The organism is Microbispora hainanensis (assembly GCF_006874475.1).
Classification (GTDB): domain Bacteria; phylum Actinomycetota; class Actinomycetes; order Streptosporangiales; family Streptosporangiaceae; genus Microbispora; species Microbispora hainanensis.
Genome location: NZ_VIRM01000014.1, coordinates 71264 through 86957, shown reverse-complemented (window position 1 = coordinate 86957; position 15694 = coordinate 71264). Strand labels below are relative to the sequence as shown.

Annotated in this window: 11 protein-coding genes; 2 read left to right on the top strand and 9 right to left on the bottom strand. The window is 72.8% G+C overall.

Annotation, left to right across the window (positions count from 1 at the left end; genetic code table 11):
- Positions 1-5: 5 nt before the first annotated feature.
- The 6 genes from FLX08_RS42065 to FLX08_RS14000 all read right to left on the bottom strand — a co-directional run bounded on the left by FLX08_RS42065 (position 6) and on the right by FLX08_RS14000 (position 7073).
- Positions 6-2342: a serine/threonine-protein kinase gene (locus FLX08_RS42065; RefSeq protein WP_244312627.1), complete on the bottom strand. Its 2337-nt coding sequence runs from the start codon at positions 2340-2342 to the stop codon at positions 6-8.
- 106 nt (positions 2343-2448) lie between these two features.
- The gene (locus FLX08_RS14020) at positions 2449-2964 is read right to left on the bottom strand and encodes a YbaK/EbsC family protein (RefSeq protein WP_142619272.1); all 516 of its coding nucleotides are present in this window, start codon (positions 2962-2964) and stop codon (positions 2449-2451) included.
- A complete protein-coding gene (locus FLX08_RS14015) occupies positions 2965-4548 on the bottom strand; it encodes a flavin monoamine oxidase family protein (RefSeq protein WP_341874327.1) in 1584 nt (527 codons plus the stop codon). It lies immediately after the preceding gene.
- 84 nt (positions 4549-4632) lie between these two features.
- Positions 4633-5475, bottom strand: coding sequence for a M55 family metallopeptidase (locus tag FLX08_RS14010; RefSeq protein ID WP_142619271.1), 843 nt, complete (start codon positions 5473-5475; stop codon positions 4633-4635).
- Positions 5472-6698, bottom strand: coding sequence for a DUF6395 domain-containing protein (locus FLX08_RS14005; protein WP_142619270.1), 1227 nt, complete (start codon positions 6696-6698; stop codon positions 5472-5474). Before FLX08_RS14005 ends, FLX08_RS14010 begins: the two co-directional genes overlap by 4 nt.
- A 6-nt stretch (positions 6699-6704) precedes the next feature.
- Positions 6705-7073 carry a hypothetical protein gene (locus tag FLX08_RS14000; protein WP_244312626.1) on the bottom strand — a complete coding sequence of 123 codons (369 nt, stop codon included), beginning with the start codon at positions 7071-7073 and terminating at the stop codon, positions 6705-6707.
- 144 nt (positions 7074-7217) lie between these two features.
- On the opposite strand from FLX08_RS14000, the gene FLX08_RS13995 reads away from it, so the two are divergent.
- Together FLX08_RS13995 and FLX08_RS13990 are read left to right on the top strand one after the other, a co-directional pair.
- Positions 7218-9935: a helix-turn-helix transcriptional regulator gene (locus FLX08_RS13995; protein WP_142619269.1), complete on the top strand. Its 2718-nt coding sequence runs from the start codon at positions 7218-7220 to the stop codon at positions 9933-9935.
- A 3-nt stretch (positions 9936-9938) separates the two neighbouring features.
- Positions 9939-10829, top strand: a complete 891-nt coding sequence (locus FLX08_RS13990) for an alpha/beta fold hydrolase (RefSeq protein WP_142619268.1) — start codon at positions 9939-9941, stop codon at positions 10827-10829.
- Here FLX08_RS13990 and FLX08_RS13985 read toward each other — a convergent pair.
- From FLX08_RS13985 to glgP, 3 genes are read right to left on the bottom strand one after another with little or no spacing between them, the layout of a single operon-like run.
- Positions 10816-11589 (bottom strand): enoyl-CoA hydratase/isomerase family protein, encoded by a 774-nt coding sequence (locus FLX08_RS13985; RefSeq protein WP_142619267.1) that lies wholly within the window; start codon positions 11587-11589, stop codon positions 10816-10818. The genes FLX08_RS13990 and FLX08_RS13985 overlap by 14 nt on opposite strands.
- A gap of 21 nt (positions 11590-11610) precedes the next feature.
- The gene (locus FLX08_RS13980) at positions 11611-12669 is read right to left on the bottom strand and encodes a glycosyltransferase family 4 protein (RefSeq protein WP_142619266.1); all 1059 of its coding nucleotides are present in this window, start codon (positions 12667-12669) and stop codon (positions 11611-11613) included.
- Between the two features lie 59 nt (positions 12670-12728).
- Entirely contained in the window at positions 12729-15326 is a 2598-nt protein-coding gene (gene glgP, locus FLX08_RS13975) for an alpha-glucan family phosphorylase (RefSeq protein WP_142619265.1), read from the bottom strand.
- Between the last annotated feature and the right edge of the window lie 368 nt (positions 15327-15694).

Genomic DNA, 15694 nt, shown 5'->3' with positions numbered 1-15694 from the left:
CCCCGTCACCCGTTCCCCGCCTGGTTACGCAGGTCTTCCAGTCGTTGCACTAGTGAATAAACGTCGATTGGGCCCCAGAAGTGCCCTGCTGTCTGATTACCCAGAAGGCTGGAGAGTGCGACCGCCGCCGTCAGCACCGCGAGGGCGCCGATCCCCCAGGCGAGCCCCTTCGCCGCTCCCTCTCCCGGCACCAGGGAGGCCAGGGTCCGCCGCATCTGCCTGCCCGGGCCGACCACTCCGGGCCCCGCGCAGATCGTCCACAGCGCCGTCGCGACCCCCCAGCTCAGCGCCGCGAGCCGGAGCGCGTGCGTGTCGCCGACGAGGATGGTGAGCAGCAGCGTCACCGGCAGCCCCAGGATCAGCGCGTACGGCACGAGCGCGATCGTGATGCCGATCGACTTCACGAGCTCCGCCGGACGGCTCAGCACCCGCAGCACGTCGGCCGCCGCGGCGCCCGCGGGACGACGGGAGTTGAGGTGCGGCTGGGCCAGGTCGGCGGCCCGCAGCAGCACCACGGCCGGCACGGCCACCAGGCACACCAGCAGCGGCGCCACGACCGCGAGCGACGTCATCACGACGAGCAGCAGCGCGCTCGCGACCCCGTACGTCTTGGAGCGCTGGAACAACCCCCCGGACGAGAACGGCATGGGCGGCGGGGGCGGCACCCGCACCGTCGGCATGAACGGCGTGGGGTTCGGCTGGTGGACCTGCGGGGTCCGCTCGTAGATCTCGGGCGCGTGCCCGAAGAGCGCGTGATCGCGCGCCGCCATGTCCCCCTGCTCGTAGGACCCGTGCTGGGCGGACCCGTGCTGGGCGGCCCCGTGCCGCCCGGATCCGGGTGCCGAGCCCGGAGAAGCGGACCCGGGGGACGCCGCCCGTGCTCCCGTGGGGTCGCCGGCGACGGCCTGGCGCACCTCCTCGGAGGTCACCCGCCGGGTCGGGATGTCGCCCTCGGGACGCAGCATCGGCGTGGGCCACTCGTCCGCCGGCCGGCCATGCGGCGGCGCGGACGGCCCACCGGTCGCGGCCCCTGGGCCCGCCACGGGCGTGCCCGGGAACGCGGGCGGGCCGGACAGACCGGAGGAGCCGGACGGTCCGGTCGGGCCGGTCGGGCCGGGTGGTCCGGTCGGCGAGGGGCGGGGCGGGGCCATCCGGGTGGGGATGTCGCCCTCCGCCGGGCCCCGGTTCTCCACCGGACTGTTCGCCGGGCCGTTCGGGCCGTTCGGGCTGTTCGCCGGACCGGTCCCCGGGCCGCCCGGCCCGAGGCCCGCCCGGCGCAGGTCCTCTCCGGTCACGCGCACGGTCGGGAAGGGGTCGCCGCCCTGGCCCGCCGCCGGCGTCTCGCGCAGCAGCGAGACGAACTCCTCGGCCCGGCCGCCCGGCTGCGACGGCGTGACCGGCGGCGTCGCCACGGGCGCGACAGGCGGGCTGACCGGCGGCACCGGCGACCCGCCCGGACGGCCGGGCCCTGCGGCCTGCTGACCGCCGGTGTCGTCCACGTTGGGCACCGTCGTGATCTCGTCGGGCACGCGTGGCCTGCCACCCGGCGACTGGGGCAGGAGCCGCGCGAGCTGCCGTACGAGCTCGGCCGCGGTCGGCCGCCGGGCCGGGTCGCGGTGGAACGCGGCGCGCAGCATCGGCTGGATCGGCCCGGGAGCGGCCTCGACGTTGGCCCGGCCGGAGGTGATGTTGAAGAAGATCATTTCCAGCGTGCCCTTGCCGAACGGCGGCTGGCCGGTGGCGGCGTAGAGCACGGTGCCGGCCCAGGCGTGCACGTCCACCTGCGGCCCGGCCTCGTGCCCCTCGATGATCTCCGGGGCGAGATAGCCGGGCGTGCCGATGAACATGCCGGTCTGGGTGAGCCGGGTGGCGTCGACCGCCTGGGCGATGCCGAAGTCGATCAGCACCGGCTGGCCGTCCAGCATCAGCACGTTGCCGGGCTTGAGGTCGCGGTGGATGACCCCGGCCGCGTGCACGGCGGCGAGGGCCTCGGCGACCCCGACGGCGACCTTGAGCAGGGCGTCGAGGGGCAGCGGGCCGTCGTTCTTGACGATCTCGTCGAGCGGCCGTCCCGGCACGTAGCGGGTGACGATGTACGGCCTGCGCCCGGTGACATCGGCGTCGACGACCTCCGCGATGTTCGGCCCGCGGACCCGGCGCATGGTCTCGACCTCGCGCGACAGGCGTCTGCGCGCGACGTCGTCGCCCGCGACCTCCGAACGCAGGACCTTGACGGCCACCTGTCTGCCCTGCGGGTCGAGGGCGAGGTGAACCACGCCCATGCCGCCCTCACCGAGCCGCCTCAGCAGCCGGTACGGGCCCAGTCGGTCGTCCTGATTCATTGCCTAAGCACCATACCGACTAAAAGAACGCCCATGAGTGAACCATCGCGCCACATCTCTGCTCAGCACAACGGAGAAAAGACGCCAGCGGTTTCCCGGCAAACGGTCAAATGGTGAGCGCGAGGACCTCCCCCCGCGTCGCCGCGACCAGCGCCTCGCCGGAAAGCGCCAGCTTGGAGCGGCGGACGCCGCTGCCGATCACCACGAAAGGCCGCCGGGTCACGTTTTCGTCAACAAGCACCGGCCAGCCCTCGGGAAGGCCGATCGGAGTGATCCCTCCATACTCCATAGCGGTCAGTTCGACGGCCTCCGCCTGCGGGGCGAAGGACGCCTTCCGCGCGTCCAGACGGCGGCGCACGATTCCGTTGACGTCGGCCCGATCGGTGGCGAGAACCATGACGGCGGCATACCGCGTCTCCCCGCCCCGCTTGGCGGCGACGACGACGCAGTTGGCCGAGTCCTCCATCGCCACGCCGTACCGCTCGCAGAACGCGGCGGTGTCGGACAGCGCGGGATCGATCTCGGCGACCTTCACCGTGACGTCGAGCGAGGCCACGGCCTTGGCGACGGGATCGGCGAGCAGGTCCGGCCGGTCGGACGCGGGAACCCATTCGAGCGGCATTCAGCCCTCCTTGACGGCGCGCTCGTGCAGTTGGGTGACCACCTTACGGGCCGACTCCAGCGCCCCCGCCTGCCAGGCGATGAGGTGCGTGAGCCAGTCGCCCGCGAAGTACACCCGGCCGGCCGGTCGCTGCAGGAGCGTGAAGGCCCCCTCATAGGAGGGCCAGGCGACCCACGCGCCCTCGATGAAAGGCTGCCGCTGCCAGGCGATCGAGACGCTGGACAGCAGTTCGGACCGGTACTTCTCGCCGTGGATCTTCTTGCCCTGGGTGAGCGCCCGCCGCTGCCGCTCCGCGTGGGTGAGGCGGCCGTACGCCTCGGCGTCCTCGTCGAGGTTGTAGTAGCCGACCACCAGCCCCCGTGTGCCGTGGAAACCGTAGGACGGATACCAGATGTGCGCGATGTCCAGATCGGTCTCGGTGATGCCGCCGTAGATCCGTTCGTCGGTCTCCCACCAGCGGCGACGATACTCTAACCCGATCTTCCCGGCCGACACCGGAGTGGGCGTCCTCAGGGCCGCGACGACCCGCGCGTCCAGGTTGCCGGGGATCCGGGCGAGCACGTGCGGCGGCAGAGCCGCGATGCAGAAGTCCGCCCTGGTCGAGCCGCCCGTGTGCTCGACCTCCACACCGTCGGGCAGATTAATGATCTTCTTGACCTCGACCGAAGTGCGGATGCGGTCGCGCCCCACGGCGTCGGCCAGCGCGACGGCGATGGCGTCCATGCCGCCGACCGGCTGGAACATCGGCATGGCCATCTCGTAGCCGAAGGGAAACGTGATGGACCGGCCGAGCCCGTAGCCGAGCACCTCCGACAGAGGCGGTGGCGGACCAAGCGCCACGCCCTCGGCCGTGCCCGGGTTTTCGGAGAACCCCCTGCGCTCCGAACCGGTGTAGGTGTAGGTCTTGCCGATGTCGCCGAACTCCGACAGGAAGTGGAGCAGGCGGTCCTTGTCGCCCGCCGTCAGCCGCCGGTTCAGCGCGCCCGCGTTCGTGGCCTTCGCCAGCAGCTCGCTGATGTAGCCGTAGGTGTCGGCGCGGGCGGTGCGCGCGCGGACTGGTGCCTTCATGCCCCTGTTGTAGACGTACGCGCTGGAGTTGTCGTTGACGAACAATTCGATCGGGACGCCGAGCTCCCGGCAGTAATCGAGAGTTACCATCCACTGGGCGATGCGGGCCGGGCCGGCGTTGAAGTAGACGCCCTCTCCGAACCGTGCCTCCTGCGTCGCACCCGAAAGCTCGGGCAGCCGGTCGCCCCCGCGCAGCGTGAGGTTGCGCCCGCCGACCCGGTCGCGGGCCTCCAGGATGGTGCAGTCGTAGCCCGCCTTGCTCAGTTCGTACGCCGCGGCCAGGCCCGCGATGCCCGCACCGAGGATCACCACGGAGCCGGCGCCCCTCCCGCTGAGCGCGAAGTCGGAACGGCTTGGCGGCGTGTAGTCCTTCTCCTGGTCATCCGGTGCGAGCCCGAGCGCCCCCATCGCCGCGTACATCGCTCCGGCGCCTCCGGCCGCGCCGACGCCCACCAGAAAGGCGCGCCGCGTCAGCGCCCCCGTACGCTCCCGCGTCCCGCGGTCACTGCTAGCCACCCTGCCTGCCTTCGTCGTTGGGGGAACCGGCTTCGGCCGTGATCGGGGTGACCGGCGTCAGCCGTGCTGGGGGGAAGAACGGCGTCAGCCGTACCGGCCGCTGCCGCAGGCGACCTGGCCGCCGATCATGGAGAAGAGCCCGAACACCGCCATGATCTCGTGGTAGTCGTCCGTGGTGAACTCGGTGTGCCGGGAGCCGGCGAGCCGTACGCCGGGCACGATCGAGCAGGCCGCGGCGATGGCGGTGGAGTTCCACTCCACGCCCAGCGTGTACGGCGGCTCGACCACGTAGGGCCGGAAATCGGACAGCCTGCCCAGGGCACGGGCCGCGGCCTCGCGGATGCGCCGCCAGGCGACGGCGGGGGGTAGCAGCTCGGCGGAGAACTTGTCGATGCCCTTCTTCACGGCGACCGTCTCGACGTCGCCGAGCAGTTCCCTGGCCTCCTCGCACACCGCCTCGTCACCGGTGACGAGCGCGACCGGCACGCCCAGCGAGCCCGCGAAGCCGGCCACGATCCGGGTCTCGCCGCAGACCTCGCCGTTCAGGTAGACGTTCTGGATCTCCTTGCCCATCCACGTGTGGTTGAGCACCCCGTGCGGCACGCCCGCGCGCGCGTGGTAGCCCGCGAAGCAGGCGGCGTCCATGCCGGCGACGAGGCCCTGACCCATGCGGTGCGGCTTGCCCGGACCCCTGATCAGCGTGGCGCGCTCGTCCAGCAGGTCGATCCTGAGGTTCTTGGTGGAGCCGTGGGCGTCGTTCACCAGCACGGATGCGGCACCGGCGTCAAAAGCCCCTTGGATCACGGCGTTGGCGTCCCCGGTCATCAGCTCGCAGCCGCGCTCGTACCCGCGGCCCCCGTGGTGCATCTCCTCGGGGTCGGTGAGCCCGGTGACCCCCTCCATGTCCACCGACAGGTAGATCTTCATCTTTCCCCCCATGTCTCCACGCGGAGCGCCTCGTCCTCGGTCATCAGCCCGATGTTTTCACCGACGAAGGTGTCGACCTGCTTGCGCCACGGTTCGGGGACCTCGTCGACGGCCGGCCGGTAGCAGTGCTCCAACCAGCGGGTGGACTCCTTGGTCGCCTGGAGGTGCTCCGCCGCCCTCGCGAACGGCGTCTCCTCGACGTTCGGCACCCTGGCACACCCGTACTCGATCATCTCCTGCCCGCCGTACGGCGGCGGCTTCTGCCAGGAACGAGCAGGAGCGCTCTCGGCGGTGAGGGTGGTGCGCATCGAACGGCCCTCGATCGCGGCCTGGATCAGCTCCTTGTACAGGCATTTGCCGCACAGCCCGCAGGGCCCGTCGTCCGAGCCGCGCAGGCACCAGCGAACGTGCTCACGCAGATCCGACTCCAGAGCGAGCCGCATCGTCACGGCCTCGCTCACGCCGCCCACGGGAAGCACCATCGGCAGTCCAGCAGCGGTGAACACCCGTCCCCACTTCCCCTCCTGCGCCCACATTGGATTGTCCGGTGTGTAGCGGAGGACGTACCGGTCGCCACCGAGCCAGCGCGACCCGATCTCGTAGCCCAGCGCGACGCCGCCGAGGTCGAGATCGTCGGCGAGGAGCAGCGCCCCCACCGTGACGGCGTGGTGCTCGGGGAAGCCGGGCCGGGGACGGCTCAGCAGGAACTCCAGATCAGACTGGGCGATGTGGAGTTCGCGGCCGGTCTGCCGGGCGAGCTTGGCCAGCACATCCGAGCGGTAGTGCGTCCACCGGTTGGGCACCCGGGGGTGGCCGACCCGCTGGAAGTGCACGAACGGCGCGTCGGGGAACATCGCGGCCACCGCCATCGAGTCGGCGCCCCCGCTGTAGGAGATCGCGAGGCGGGTGCCGCGCCTGGCGTCCGCCCCGACCGGCCCGGCGTCCACGCCCCACGCCGTACGGAACGCCTCGGCGAGCCCGGCGGAGATCGGCCGGTCGAAGGTCACCCGGCGCCTGGTCCACGGCGCGACGACGGTCCACGCCGCGACGGCCAGCAGGTCGGGATGGGGGGACGCACCGGCGTCCCCGATCCGGACGTGGCAGGAGTTGGTCCGCAGCTCGACGGGGTGGCCGTCGGTGCAGGCCCCCGTCGTCTCGTCCTCCGGGTCGAGCAGGAAGACCAGCCGCCAGACGTCCGTGTCACGCGTCCATCGCACCCGCACGACCGGTCACCCCGCCCGCCCGGGAGCGCCCACCCGTGCCGACAGGTCGTCGATCGCCTGCCAGATGCGCATCTCGTTCTGCAACAGCGTGTCCACCGCCTCGGCGGTCTCGGTGGCCAGCCGGTGGGCCTCGGCCGCCTTGGGATCGGGGGCAGGGGTGGGGGCCGCGGCCTGCTTCACGGGCGCCGTGGCGACCCGCCGCAGCCGGTCGACCTCGTCGCGCAGCCCCACGACCTCGCGGCGGAGCATCTGGACCTCCCAGAGGGCGTCCTTCAGGTCCTGCCGGTGATCGGGCTTGGTGACGTATCGAGAGTCGAGCCGGGACAGCAGCGCCCGGCGCAGCCGTGACAGGCCCAGCACTCGCAACCGCATCATGGACCGCCACGATAGTGGCATTTTGAAGCGGTTCTTGACGCAAAATTTGAAGTTGCTCAAAGGACCCTGGGAAGCCGCATATGACCGGTTCCCGGGGCGGGGAGCGCCGGCCTCGCCTCTCACCGCGCAATACAGTCTGCGGTTGTGCTTTACGGCAGATCGGCGGAGACGGCCGCGATAGACGACCTCATCGCTCGGGCCGGGAAGGGGCAGGGCGGCGCGCTCGTGCTGCGCGGCGAGGGCGGCGCGGGCAAGACCGCGCTGCTCGACCTGGCGGCCTCCCGCGGCGGGCCCGTGCGCGTGCTGCGGACCACGGGGGTCGAGGCGGAGGCCGATCTGGCGTTCGCCGCCCTGCACCAGTTGCTGCTGCCGGTGACCGGGCTGCTCGACGCGCTGCCGGACCCGCAGGCCGAGGCCGTACGCGGCGCGCTCGGGCTGGCCCCCGCCGGTTCCGGCGACCGGTTCCTGCTGGCGGCGGGGGTGCTGTCGCTGCTGGCCGAGGCCGCCGCGCCCAACGGGCTGATCTGCGTCGTGGACGACTTCCAGTGGGTGGACCGGCCGTCGGCCGACGCCCTGCTGTTCGCCGCCAGGCGGCTGCGCACCGAGCCGATCGCGATGCCGCTGGCCGTACGCGGCGACATGCCGGTGCCGGGCCTGCCCTCGCTGGAGATCGCCGGGCTGGCCGAACCGGCGGCCGCCGAGCTGCTCGACGCCGGTTTCACGCTCGCGGCGCCGGTCAGGCGCGAGCTCGTGGCGCTGACCGGAGGCAACCCGCTGGCGCTGCGCGAGACGGCGCGGCTGCTCACGGACGCCCAGCGGGCCGGGCGGGAACCGCTCCCCGACCCCCTGCCCGGCGGAAGCCGGCTCTTCGGCGACCGGGTGGCCGCGTTGTCCGCGGGGGCGCGGCTGACCGCCCTGCTGGCGGCCGTCGAAAGCGATCTCGGCCTGGTGCTGCGGGCCGCCGAGCGGCTGGGCGCGGGCGAGGCGGCGCTGCCCGAGCTGGAGTCGGCCGGGCTCGCGGGCGTGTCCGGGACGCGCGTGCGGTTCCGCCATCCGCTGATCCGGTCGGCGGTGTACGAGGCGGTCTCCCCCGCCGCACGCCGGGAGGCGCACGGGGCGCTGGCCGAGGTGTCGGATGCGTCCGAGATGTCCGAGGGGGACCGGCGGGCCTGGCATCTGGCCGGGGCCGCGCTCGGCCAGGACGAATCGGTCGCCGCGGCGCTCGCGCGGGCCGCGGAGCAGGCCCGGGACCGGGGCGGCTACGGCGCCGCCGCGGCAGCCCTGACCAGGGCCGCCGAGCTCACCCCCGCGCCGCTCGTGCGCGCCCGGCGGCTCACGGACGCCGCCGCGGCCGCGTGGCTCGGGGGCCGTCCCGGCCAGGCGGAGTCGCTGCTGGCCGAGGCGCGCGAGCTCGCCGGGGCGGACACCACGCTGACCATGGAGATCGCCCGGCTCCGCGGACGGTTCGAGCTCAACTCCGGCAACGCCGCCGAGGCCGTACGGATCCTCGCGGCGGGCGACACCCTGGACATGCTCGCCGACGCCTCGGAGGCGGCGTCGTACGCCGGCGACACGGCGGCCATGGTCGAGATCGGGCGGCGGGCGGCGGCCTTCCCCGAAGGGTTCCTGCGCGACGTGGTCGCCGGCATCGGCGCGACGCTCGCGGGCGACGGCGGGCACGACCTGCTCAGGCGGGCGCTCGGCCGTACGGGCGAGCTGCGCGAGGCGGCCGATTTCCTGTGGGCGACGGCGGCGGCCGGCTATCTGGGCGAGGTCGACCTGTCCGCCGAGCTGGCCGAGCGGGCCGGGCGCGTGGCCAGGGTCTCCGGGATGGCCGGTCAGCTTCCCGTGGTGCTGGAGTTCGTCGCCACCGCGGAGCGGCTCGCCGGACGCCTCGCCGAGAGCCGGGCCGTCTCGGAGGAGGGCCTGGAGCTGGCGCGCGAGGCCGGATATGCCAACACCGTGGCGGCCCACCTGGCCAACCTCGCGGCCGTGGCGGCCCTGCGCGGCGAGGAGGAGGCCTGCGCCCGGCATGCCGGGGAGGCGCTCGCCATCGCCGTCCCCCACCGGGTGGGCCTGCGCGCCGGGCTCGCGGCGTACGCCCTGGCCATGCTCGACCTGTGCCTCGGCCGGTTCGCCGCCGCGCACGACCGGTTCACCGCGCTCGCCGCCGCGGGCCGGGGAGCCGGTCATCCGACCGTGGTCTGGCGGAGCACGCCCGACCGGATCGAGGCCGCCGTCGGCGCGGGCGACGCCGACGCCGCCCGGGCGGCACTGGAGGCGTACGAACGCTGGTCGGCCCACGCGGGGACGGCCGAGTCGCGGGCGCTGCTCGCCCGGTGCCGCGGCCTGGTCCTGCCGGACGGCCAGGCGGTCGATGCGCTCGGCGACGCGTCGCGACTGCACGCCAACCCGTTCGAGGCGGCCAGGACGGGACTGCTGCTGGGCGAGCGGCTGCGCCGTACGCACCGGCCCGGAGAGGCCAGGGCGCACCTGCGCGCGGCGTTCGAGACGTTCCGGCGCGCGGGAGCCGATCCGTGGGCGCGCCGCGCGTACGGCGAATTGCGCGCGGCGGGCGAGAGCGTCCGGCCGGAGGAGGACGGGCCGGCGACGCCCGTGGCGGTGCCGGACGTGCGGGGGACGGCGCTCGACGCGCTCACCCCGCAGGAGCTGCGCATCGCCACGCTGGTGGCGGACGGCGCGACCAGCAAGGAGATCGCCGCCCGGCTGTTCCTCAGCCCGCGCACGGTCGAATATCACCTGTACAAGATCTATCCGAAGCTCGGCATCACCTCACGTACGGAACTGGCGCGGCTGGTAGTTCTACGGAAGGCGCCGGCGGCCCCGCACAGCATGCTTTAGCCCATGCCAAACATCTGGAGTGAAGAGTTCGGGGCCGCGGCCGACGCGCCGATCGTGCTGGTGATGGGGGCGATGTCGCAGGGGATCCTGTGGCCCGACGCGTTCGTGGGCCGGCTCGTCACGGGCGGCCGGCGCGTGATCCGCTACGACCACCGCGACACCGGGATGTCCGGCGTCGCCGACTTCGCGAAGGATCCGTACACATGGGACGACATCAAGGACGACGTGCTGCGGGTGATGGACGCGCACGGGCTGGACAGCGCGCATCTGGTCGGCCACTCGGCGGGCGGGCTGCTCGGGCAGCTGATCGCGGTGGAGCGGCCGGAGCGCGTGCGGACGCTCACCGTCATCGCCTCGTCGCCGCTCGGCGGCGGTGAGGGCGCGGTGCTCATGCGGGCGCTGACGGGCGAGCCGCAGCCCGAGGGCAGTCTGCCCGAGCCCACGCCGGAGTTCGTCGCGTTCTACCGCGAGGTGATCGCCGCCCCGCCGCCGCGCGACCGGCGGGAGCGGATCGAGCGCATGATCGCGGAGGACCGCGTGCTGCACGGCACCGGGCTGCCGTTCGACGAGGACGCCTCGCGCAGGCTGGCCGAACGCGTGTACGACCGGGCGCGGAACCTGGACGCGGCGGCCAACCACCGGCTTGCGGCGGCGGCCGAGCCCGGCTTCGAGCCGGTGGGCGTCCTGCACCGGATCACGGCGCCCACCCTGGTCGTCGAGGGCACGCACGAGCCCGCCAAGCCGGGCCACGGCGCCCTCGTCGCCGAGCGGATCCCCGGCGCCCGGCTGATGACCGTCAAGGGAATGGGCCACACCCTGCCGCCCGAGGTCCACGCCGAACTGGCCGGCGCCGTCCTCGCCCACACGGCGGCCGGTGAGCTCACTTCCCGGTGAACTTGGGGCGGCGCTTCTCGGCGAAGGCCGTCATGCCCTCCCGGGCGTCCTGGGTCGCGAACAGGCCGGAGAACTGGAGGCGCTCGATCTCCAGGCCGGTGTCGAGGTCGGTCTCGAGGCCGTGGTCGATCGCGAGCTTGGCCGCCCGCACCGCGACGACCGGCCCCTGGGCGAAGGTCGCGGCGAGTTCGAGCGCCGCGGTGTAGACCTCGCCGTCGGGCACCACCCGGTCGACCAGGCCGATGGCGAGCGCCTCGGCGGCGTCCACGTGCCGCCCGGTGAAGATCAGGTCCTTGGCCCGGGCGGGCCCGACGAGCCGGGGCAGGCGCTGGGTGCCGCCCGCGCCGGGGATGATCCCCAGGGTGATCTCCGGCTGGCCGAGCTTCGCGCTCTGCCCGGCCACCCGGAAGTCGGCGCACAGCGCGAGCTCGCAGCCGCCGCCCAGGGCATAGCCGGTGATCGCGGCGATGACCGGCTTGCCGATCCGCGCGACCGCGGTGAAGCAGTCCTGCAGAGTGCGCGAGTGCACGGCCATGTCGGCGTAGGACATGACCGCCATCTCCTTGATGTCGGCGCCGGCCGCGAAGACCCGTTCGCCGCCGTAGAGGATGACCGCGTGCGTGTTCGGATCGGCGTCCACGAGGCCCGCGGCCTCCGCGATCTCCTCCTGGACCTGCCGGTTCAGCGCGTTCATCTTCGGCCGGTCGAGCCGGATCGTGGCGACGTGCTCGGAGATCTCCACCCTGACGAATTCACCCATGGCTCCACGATAAAGGGGAGATCAGTGGCCGAGCGGGAGGGGCCGCCGGGGCGCCTCCGCCGACGCGGCCGTGACCTCGTGGTAGACGCGCTCGTAACCCCTGATCATCACGGGCACGTCGAAATGCCGGACCACGCTGTCGCGCACCGCGTGCGGGTCCAGCGCGGAGACCGCCTCGATCGCGGCCGGCAGCTCCTCGGGCGTGTCGCGGATGTAGCCGGTCACCCCGTCCACCACGATCTCGGGCACCGCGCCCCGCCGCAGCGCCACCACCGGCGTGCCGCAGGCCATCGCCTCGATCATGACCATGCCGAAGGGCTCGTCCCAGAGCAGCGGGAGCACCAGGCACCGGGCCCGGGAGAACAGGTCGCTCTTGAACCGCTCGTCCGCCTCGCCGAGGTATTCGGCGCCGGGCCCGAGCAGCGGCTCGATCCGTTCGCGGAAGTAGGCCCACTCCGCCCGCTCGGCGAGCCTGCCGACCAGCAGGATGCGGCGGCCCGCCGCCCGCGCGGCCTCGATCGCGAGGTGCGCGCCCTTGTCCGGGTTGAACCGCCCCAGCCACAGCACCCAGTCGTCCTTGCGCTCCCGGAACGGCCACGCCGCGACGTCCACCGCGTTGTGCACCCGCCCCACCCAGTTGAGGCCGGGCGCGTGGGCGCGCTGGGACGAGGAGATGGCCACCAGGGCCACGTCCGCGCCGAGGCTCCGGTAGTAGTCGCCCAGCTCCCCGCTCACGTCGCTGTGGCAGGTGACGACCGTCGGCACGAGCCGCCCCGCGGCGGTGAGCGGCCCGGCCAGCGAGTGGTCGTGGACGATGTCCACCTCCAGGCCGCGCAGGAGGCGGGCCGCCTCGGCCGCGTGCACCACCTCGGGGAAGGGCTCGCCGATCCGGTCCGAGGGCGGCTCGTCGTAGGTCCGCAGATCCACGTCGCGGCCGGCTCCGATCACGGTGACCCGGTGCCCGCTCGCCCGCAGTCCGCGGACCAGCGTGGCGGTCACCGCCTCGATGCCGCCGTACGCGCGAGGCGGCACGTCATACCACGGCGGGGCGATCATCCCGATGTGCAGGGCCTGTGCCATGGTGCTGGTCTACCCCTCCCACCTGGGAAGGAAGCAGGCGGGAGGGTGACCGGCATTCGTCAGCGCAGGGTGCCGTTGGTCATGCCGACCGGCTCCTCCGGGACGGCGACGAGGCCGAGCTCGGCCACCGACGCCATCAGCGGGTGGAACGGGACCACGCGCACGCTGTAGCCGAACGCGCCGGTGCGGTCGAGCGGCACGACGCCGCTGTAGTGCGCCCGGCCGTCGTCGCCCACCGAGTCGACCTTCAGCGTGACGTAGCTCGGCGAGATCAGCTCGTCGTGCGCGCCCACCCGGCCGTAGGCGGCCTGGACCTGGACGTCCTCCGGCGACAGCTCGCCGAGGGCGATCGTGGCCCGCAGCTCCAGCCGGGCCCCCAGCTCGGGGGTGTCCCCCACGCCGGTCGCCTCGACGTGCTCGACGCGTACGCCCGGCCACGCCTTGGCCACGCGCAGCTTCCAGGCCGCGAACTGCCGGGCGTTGCGGTAGTCGTCGGCCGCGAGCGTCCGGGCGGAGACGGCCGCCGGGGTGTACAGGTCGACGACGTAGTCGCGCAGCATCCGCCCGGCCAGCACCTTCGGCCCGAGCGAGATGAGCGTGTGCTTGACCATCTCCAGCCAGCGCCGGGGCAGGCCGTCGGCGGCCCGGTCGTAGAAGCGGTCGGCGACCTCGCGCTCGATGAGGTCGTACAGCGCCGTGGCCTCCAGCTCGTCGCGGCGCTCGGGGTCGTCCACGCCGTCGGCGCTGGGGATCGCCCAGCCGTTGTTGCCGTCGTACCACTCGTCCCACCATCCGTCGCGGACGGACAGGTTGAGGCCGCCGTTGAGCGCCGCCTTCATGCCGGACGTGCCGCACGCCTCCAGGGGGCGCAGCGGGTTGTTCATCCACACGTCGGAGCCGGTCACCATGAGCTGGGCGAGCGCCATGTCGTAGTCGGGCAGGAAGACGATGCGGTGCCGCACGTCCTCGGAGTCGGAGAAGCGGACGATCTGCTGGATCAGCTTCTTGCCGCCCTCGTCGGCCGGGTGCGCCTTGCCGGCGATCACGATCTGCACCGGCTTGTCCGGATCGAGCAGCAGCCTGCGGAGCCGGTCGGGCTGCCTGAGCATGAGGGTCAGCCGCTTGTAGGAGGGCACCCGCCGGGCGAAGCCGATCGTCAGCACGTTCGGGTCGAGCGCCTCGTCCACCCAGCCCAGCTCGGCCTCGCTGGCGCCGCGCTGGCGCCACGACTTGCGCAGCCGCCGCCGCGCCTCCCCGACCAGGCGGGCGCGCAGCGTGCCTCTGATGCCCCAGATGTCGGCCTCGGAGAGCTTGCGCGCCCCCTCCCAGCCCTGCTCGATGTCGATCAGCGAGGGCAGCTCCTCGCCGGCGAGCTCCATCATCTCCCGGCCGACCCAGGTCGGGGCGTGGACACCGTTGGTGATATAGCCGATCGGCACCTCGTCAACGTCGAAGCCCGGCCACAGCCCCTTGAACATCTCCCGGCTGACGCGGCCGTGCAGCTTGGACACCCCGTTGACCCGCTGGGCCAGCCGCATGCCCATGACGGCCATGTTGAAGACCGACTTGTCGGCATCGGGACCGTCGGGCTCGGCGCCGAGCTCCAGGATGCGGTCGACCGACACCGTCGGCCAGGCGTTCGACCCTCCGAACTGCCGGGCGATCATCTCGGCCGGGAACCGGTCGATGCCCGCGGGGACCGGCGTGTGGGTGGTGAACACGGTCCCGGCGCGTACGGCCTCGAGGGCCTCCTCGAACGACAGCCGGGCCTCGGTCAGCTCGCGGATGCGCTCGAGGCCGAGAAAGCCCGCGTGGCCCTCGTTGGTGTGGAACACCTCGGGGTCGGGGTGGCCGGTGATCCGGCAGTAGGCCCGGATGGCCCGCACGCCGCCGATGCCGAGCAGCAGCTCCTGCATCAGGCGGTGGTCGCCGCCCCCGCCGTACAGGCGGTCGGTCACGTCCCTGGCGACCGTGTCGTTCTCGGCGACGTCGGAGTCGAGCAGGAGCAGCGGCACGCGGCCGACCTGGGCCACCCAGATCTGGGCGTGCAGGACGCGCCCCTCGGGGAGGCCGATCTTGATGCGGGCCGGGGCGCCGTCCTCCTCCTTGAGCAGGGTGAGCGGCAGGCCGCCGGGGTCGAGGGACGGGTAGTGCTCAAGCTGCCAGCCCTCCGCCGAAAGGGACTGGGTGAAGTAGCCGTGCCGGTAGAGCAGGCCGACGCCGAGGATCGGGACGCCGAGGTCGCTGGCGGCCTTCAGGTGGTCGCCGGCGAGGATGCCGAGGCCGCCCGAATACTGCGGCAGGGCGGCGGAGATGCCGTATTCGGGCGAGAAGTAGCCGATCGCCTTCGGCGCGTCCTCCAGCGACTGGTACCACCGGGGGGCGGTCATGTACTCGCGCAGGTCGTCGGCGGCGTCGGCGAGGCGGCGCAGGAAGCGCCGGTCCTGGGCGAGCTCACGCAGCCTTTCGGCCTCGACCGCACCGAGCAGCGCGACGGGGTCGTGATCGACACGCTCCCAGACCTCGGGATCCACCTCGGCGAACAGGTCCATGGTCTCGGGGTGCCACGACCATCGGAGGTTTTGGACCAACTCGCCCAGAGGTGCGAGCTGTGAGGGAAGAACCGTTCGGACAGTGAACCTGCGGATAGCTCTCACGGGGCCAGACCCTAGTTACTCAGCGCCACGACGCGCGACCGAATCAACCTTGCCGTACTGCGAAGCCAGCTCTCGAACGCTCTCACCACCATCAGACCGGTTCAAACCTCACCAAAGTACCCTTGACCTGGTGATGTGGGTGCCGGACCGCGGAGGCCGGCACGCAATGATCGATCTCCCGGGGGCGTCATCCCAAACACGCGAGCGGTCTTTCGTTCCGCAGGGGTAAGAGTGGACTATTAGGGCAACCCCTGTATGACGAGAAGGACCGCGGCCAGCGGATCCCGTGTCTCGTGCTGCCGCCTGACCACAGCTGTTCCTGCCCCGCAAACCCCGGCGGCACCCGGTGTGCCGCCCCCGAGTACGAA

Bases quoted from the DNA above. Each gene is read 5' to 3' on its own strand.
- FLX08_RS42065 (WP_244312627.1), bottom strand. From the start codon at position 2,342: ATGAATCAGGACGACCGACTGGGCCCGTACCGGCTGCTGAGGCGGCTC.
- FLX08_RS14020 (WP_142619272.1), bottom strand. From the start codon at position 2,964: ATGCCGCTCGAATGGGTTCCCGCGTCCGACCGGCCGGACCTGCTCGCC.
- FLX08_RS14010 (WP_142619271.1), bottom strand. From the start codon at position 5,475: ATGAAGATCTACCTGTCGGTGGACATGGAGGGGGTCACCGGGCTCACC.
- FLX08_RS14000 (WP_244312626.1), bottom strand. From the start codon at position 7,073: ATGATGCGGTTGCGAGTGCTGGGCCTGTCACGGCTGCGCCGGGCGCTG.
- FLX08_RS13990 (WP_142619268.1), top strand. From the start codon at position 9,939: ATGCCAAACATCTGGAGTGAAGAGTTCGGGGCCGCGGCCGACGCGCCG.
- FLX08_RS13985 (WP_142619267.1), bottom strand. From the start codon at position 11,589: ATGGGTGAATTCGTCAGGGTGGAGATCTCCGAGCACGTCGCCACGATC.
- FLX08_RS13980 (WP_142619266.1), bottom strand. From the start codon at position 12,669: ATGGCACAGGCCCTGCACATCGGGATGATCGCCCCGCCGTGGTATGAC.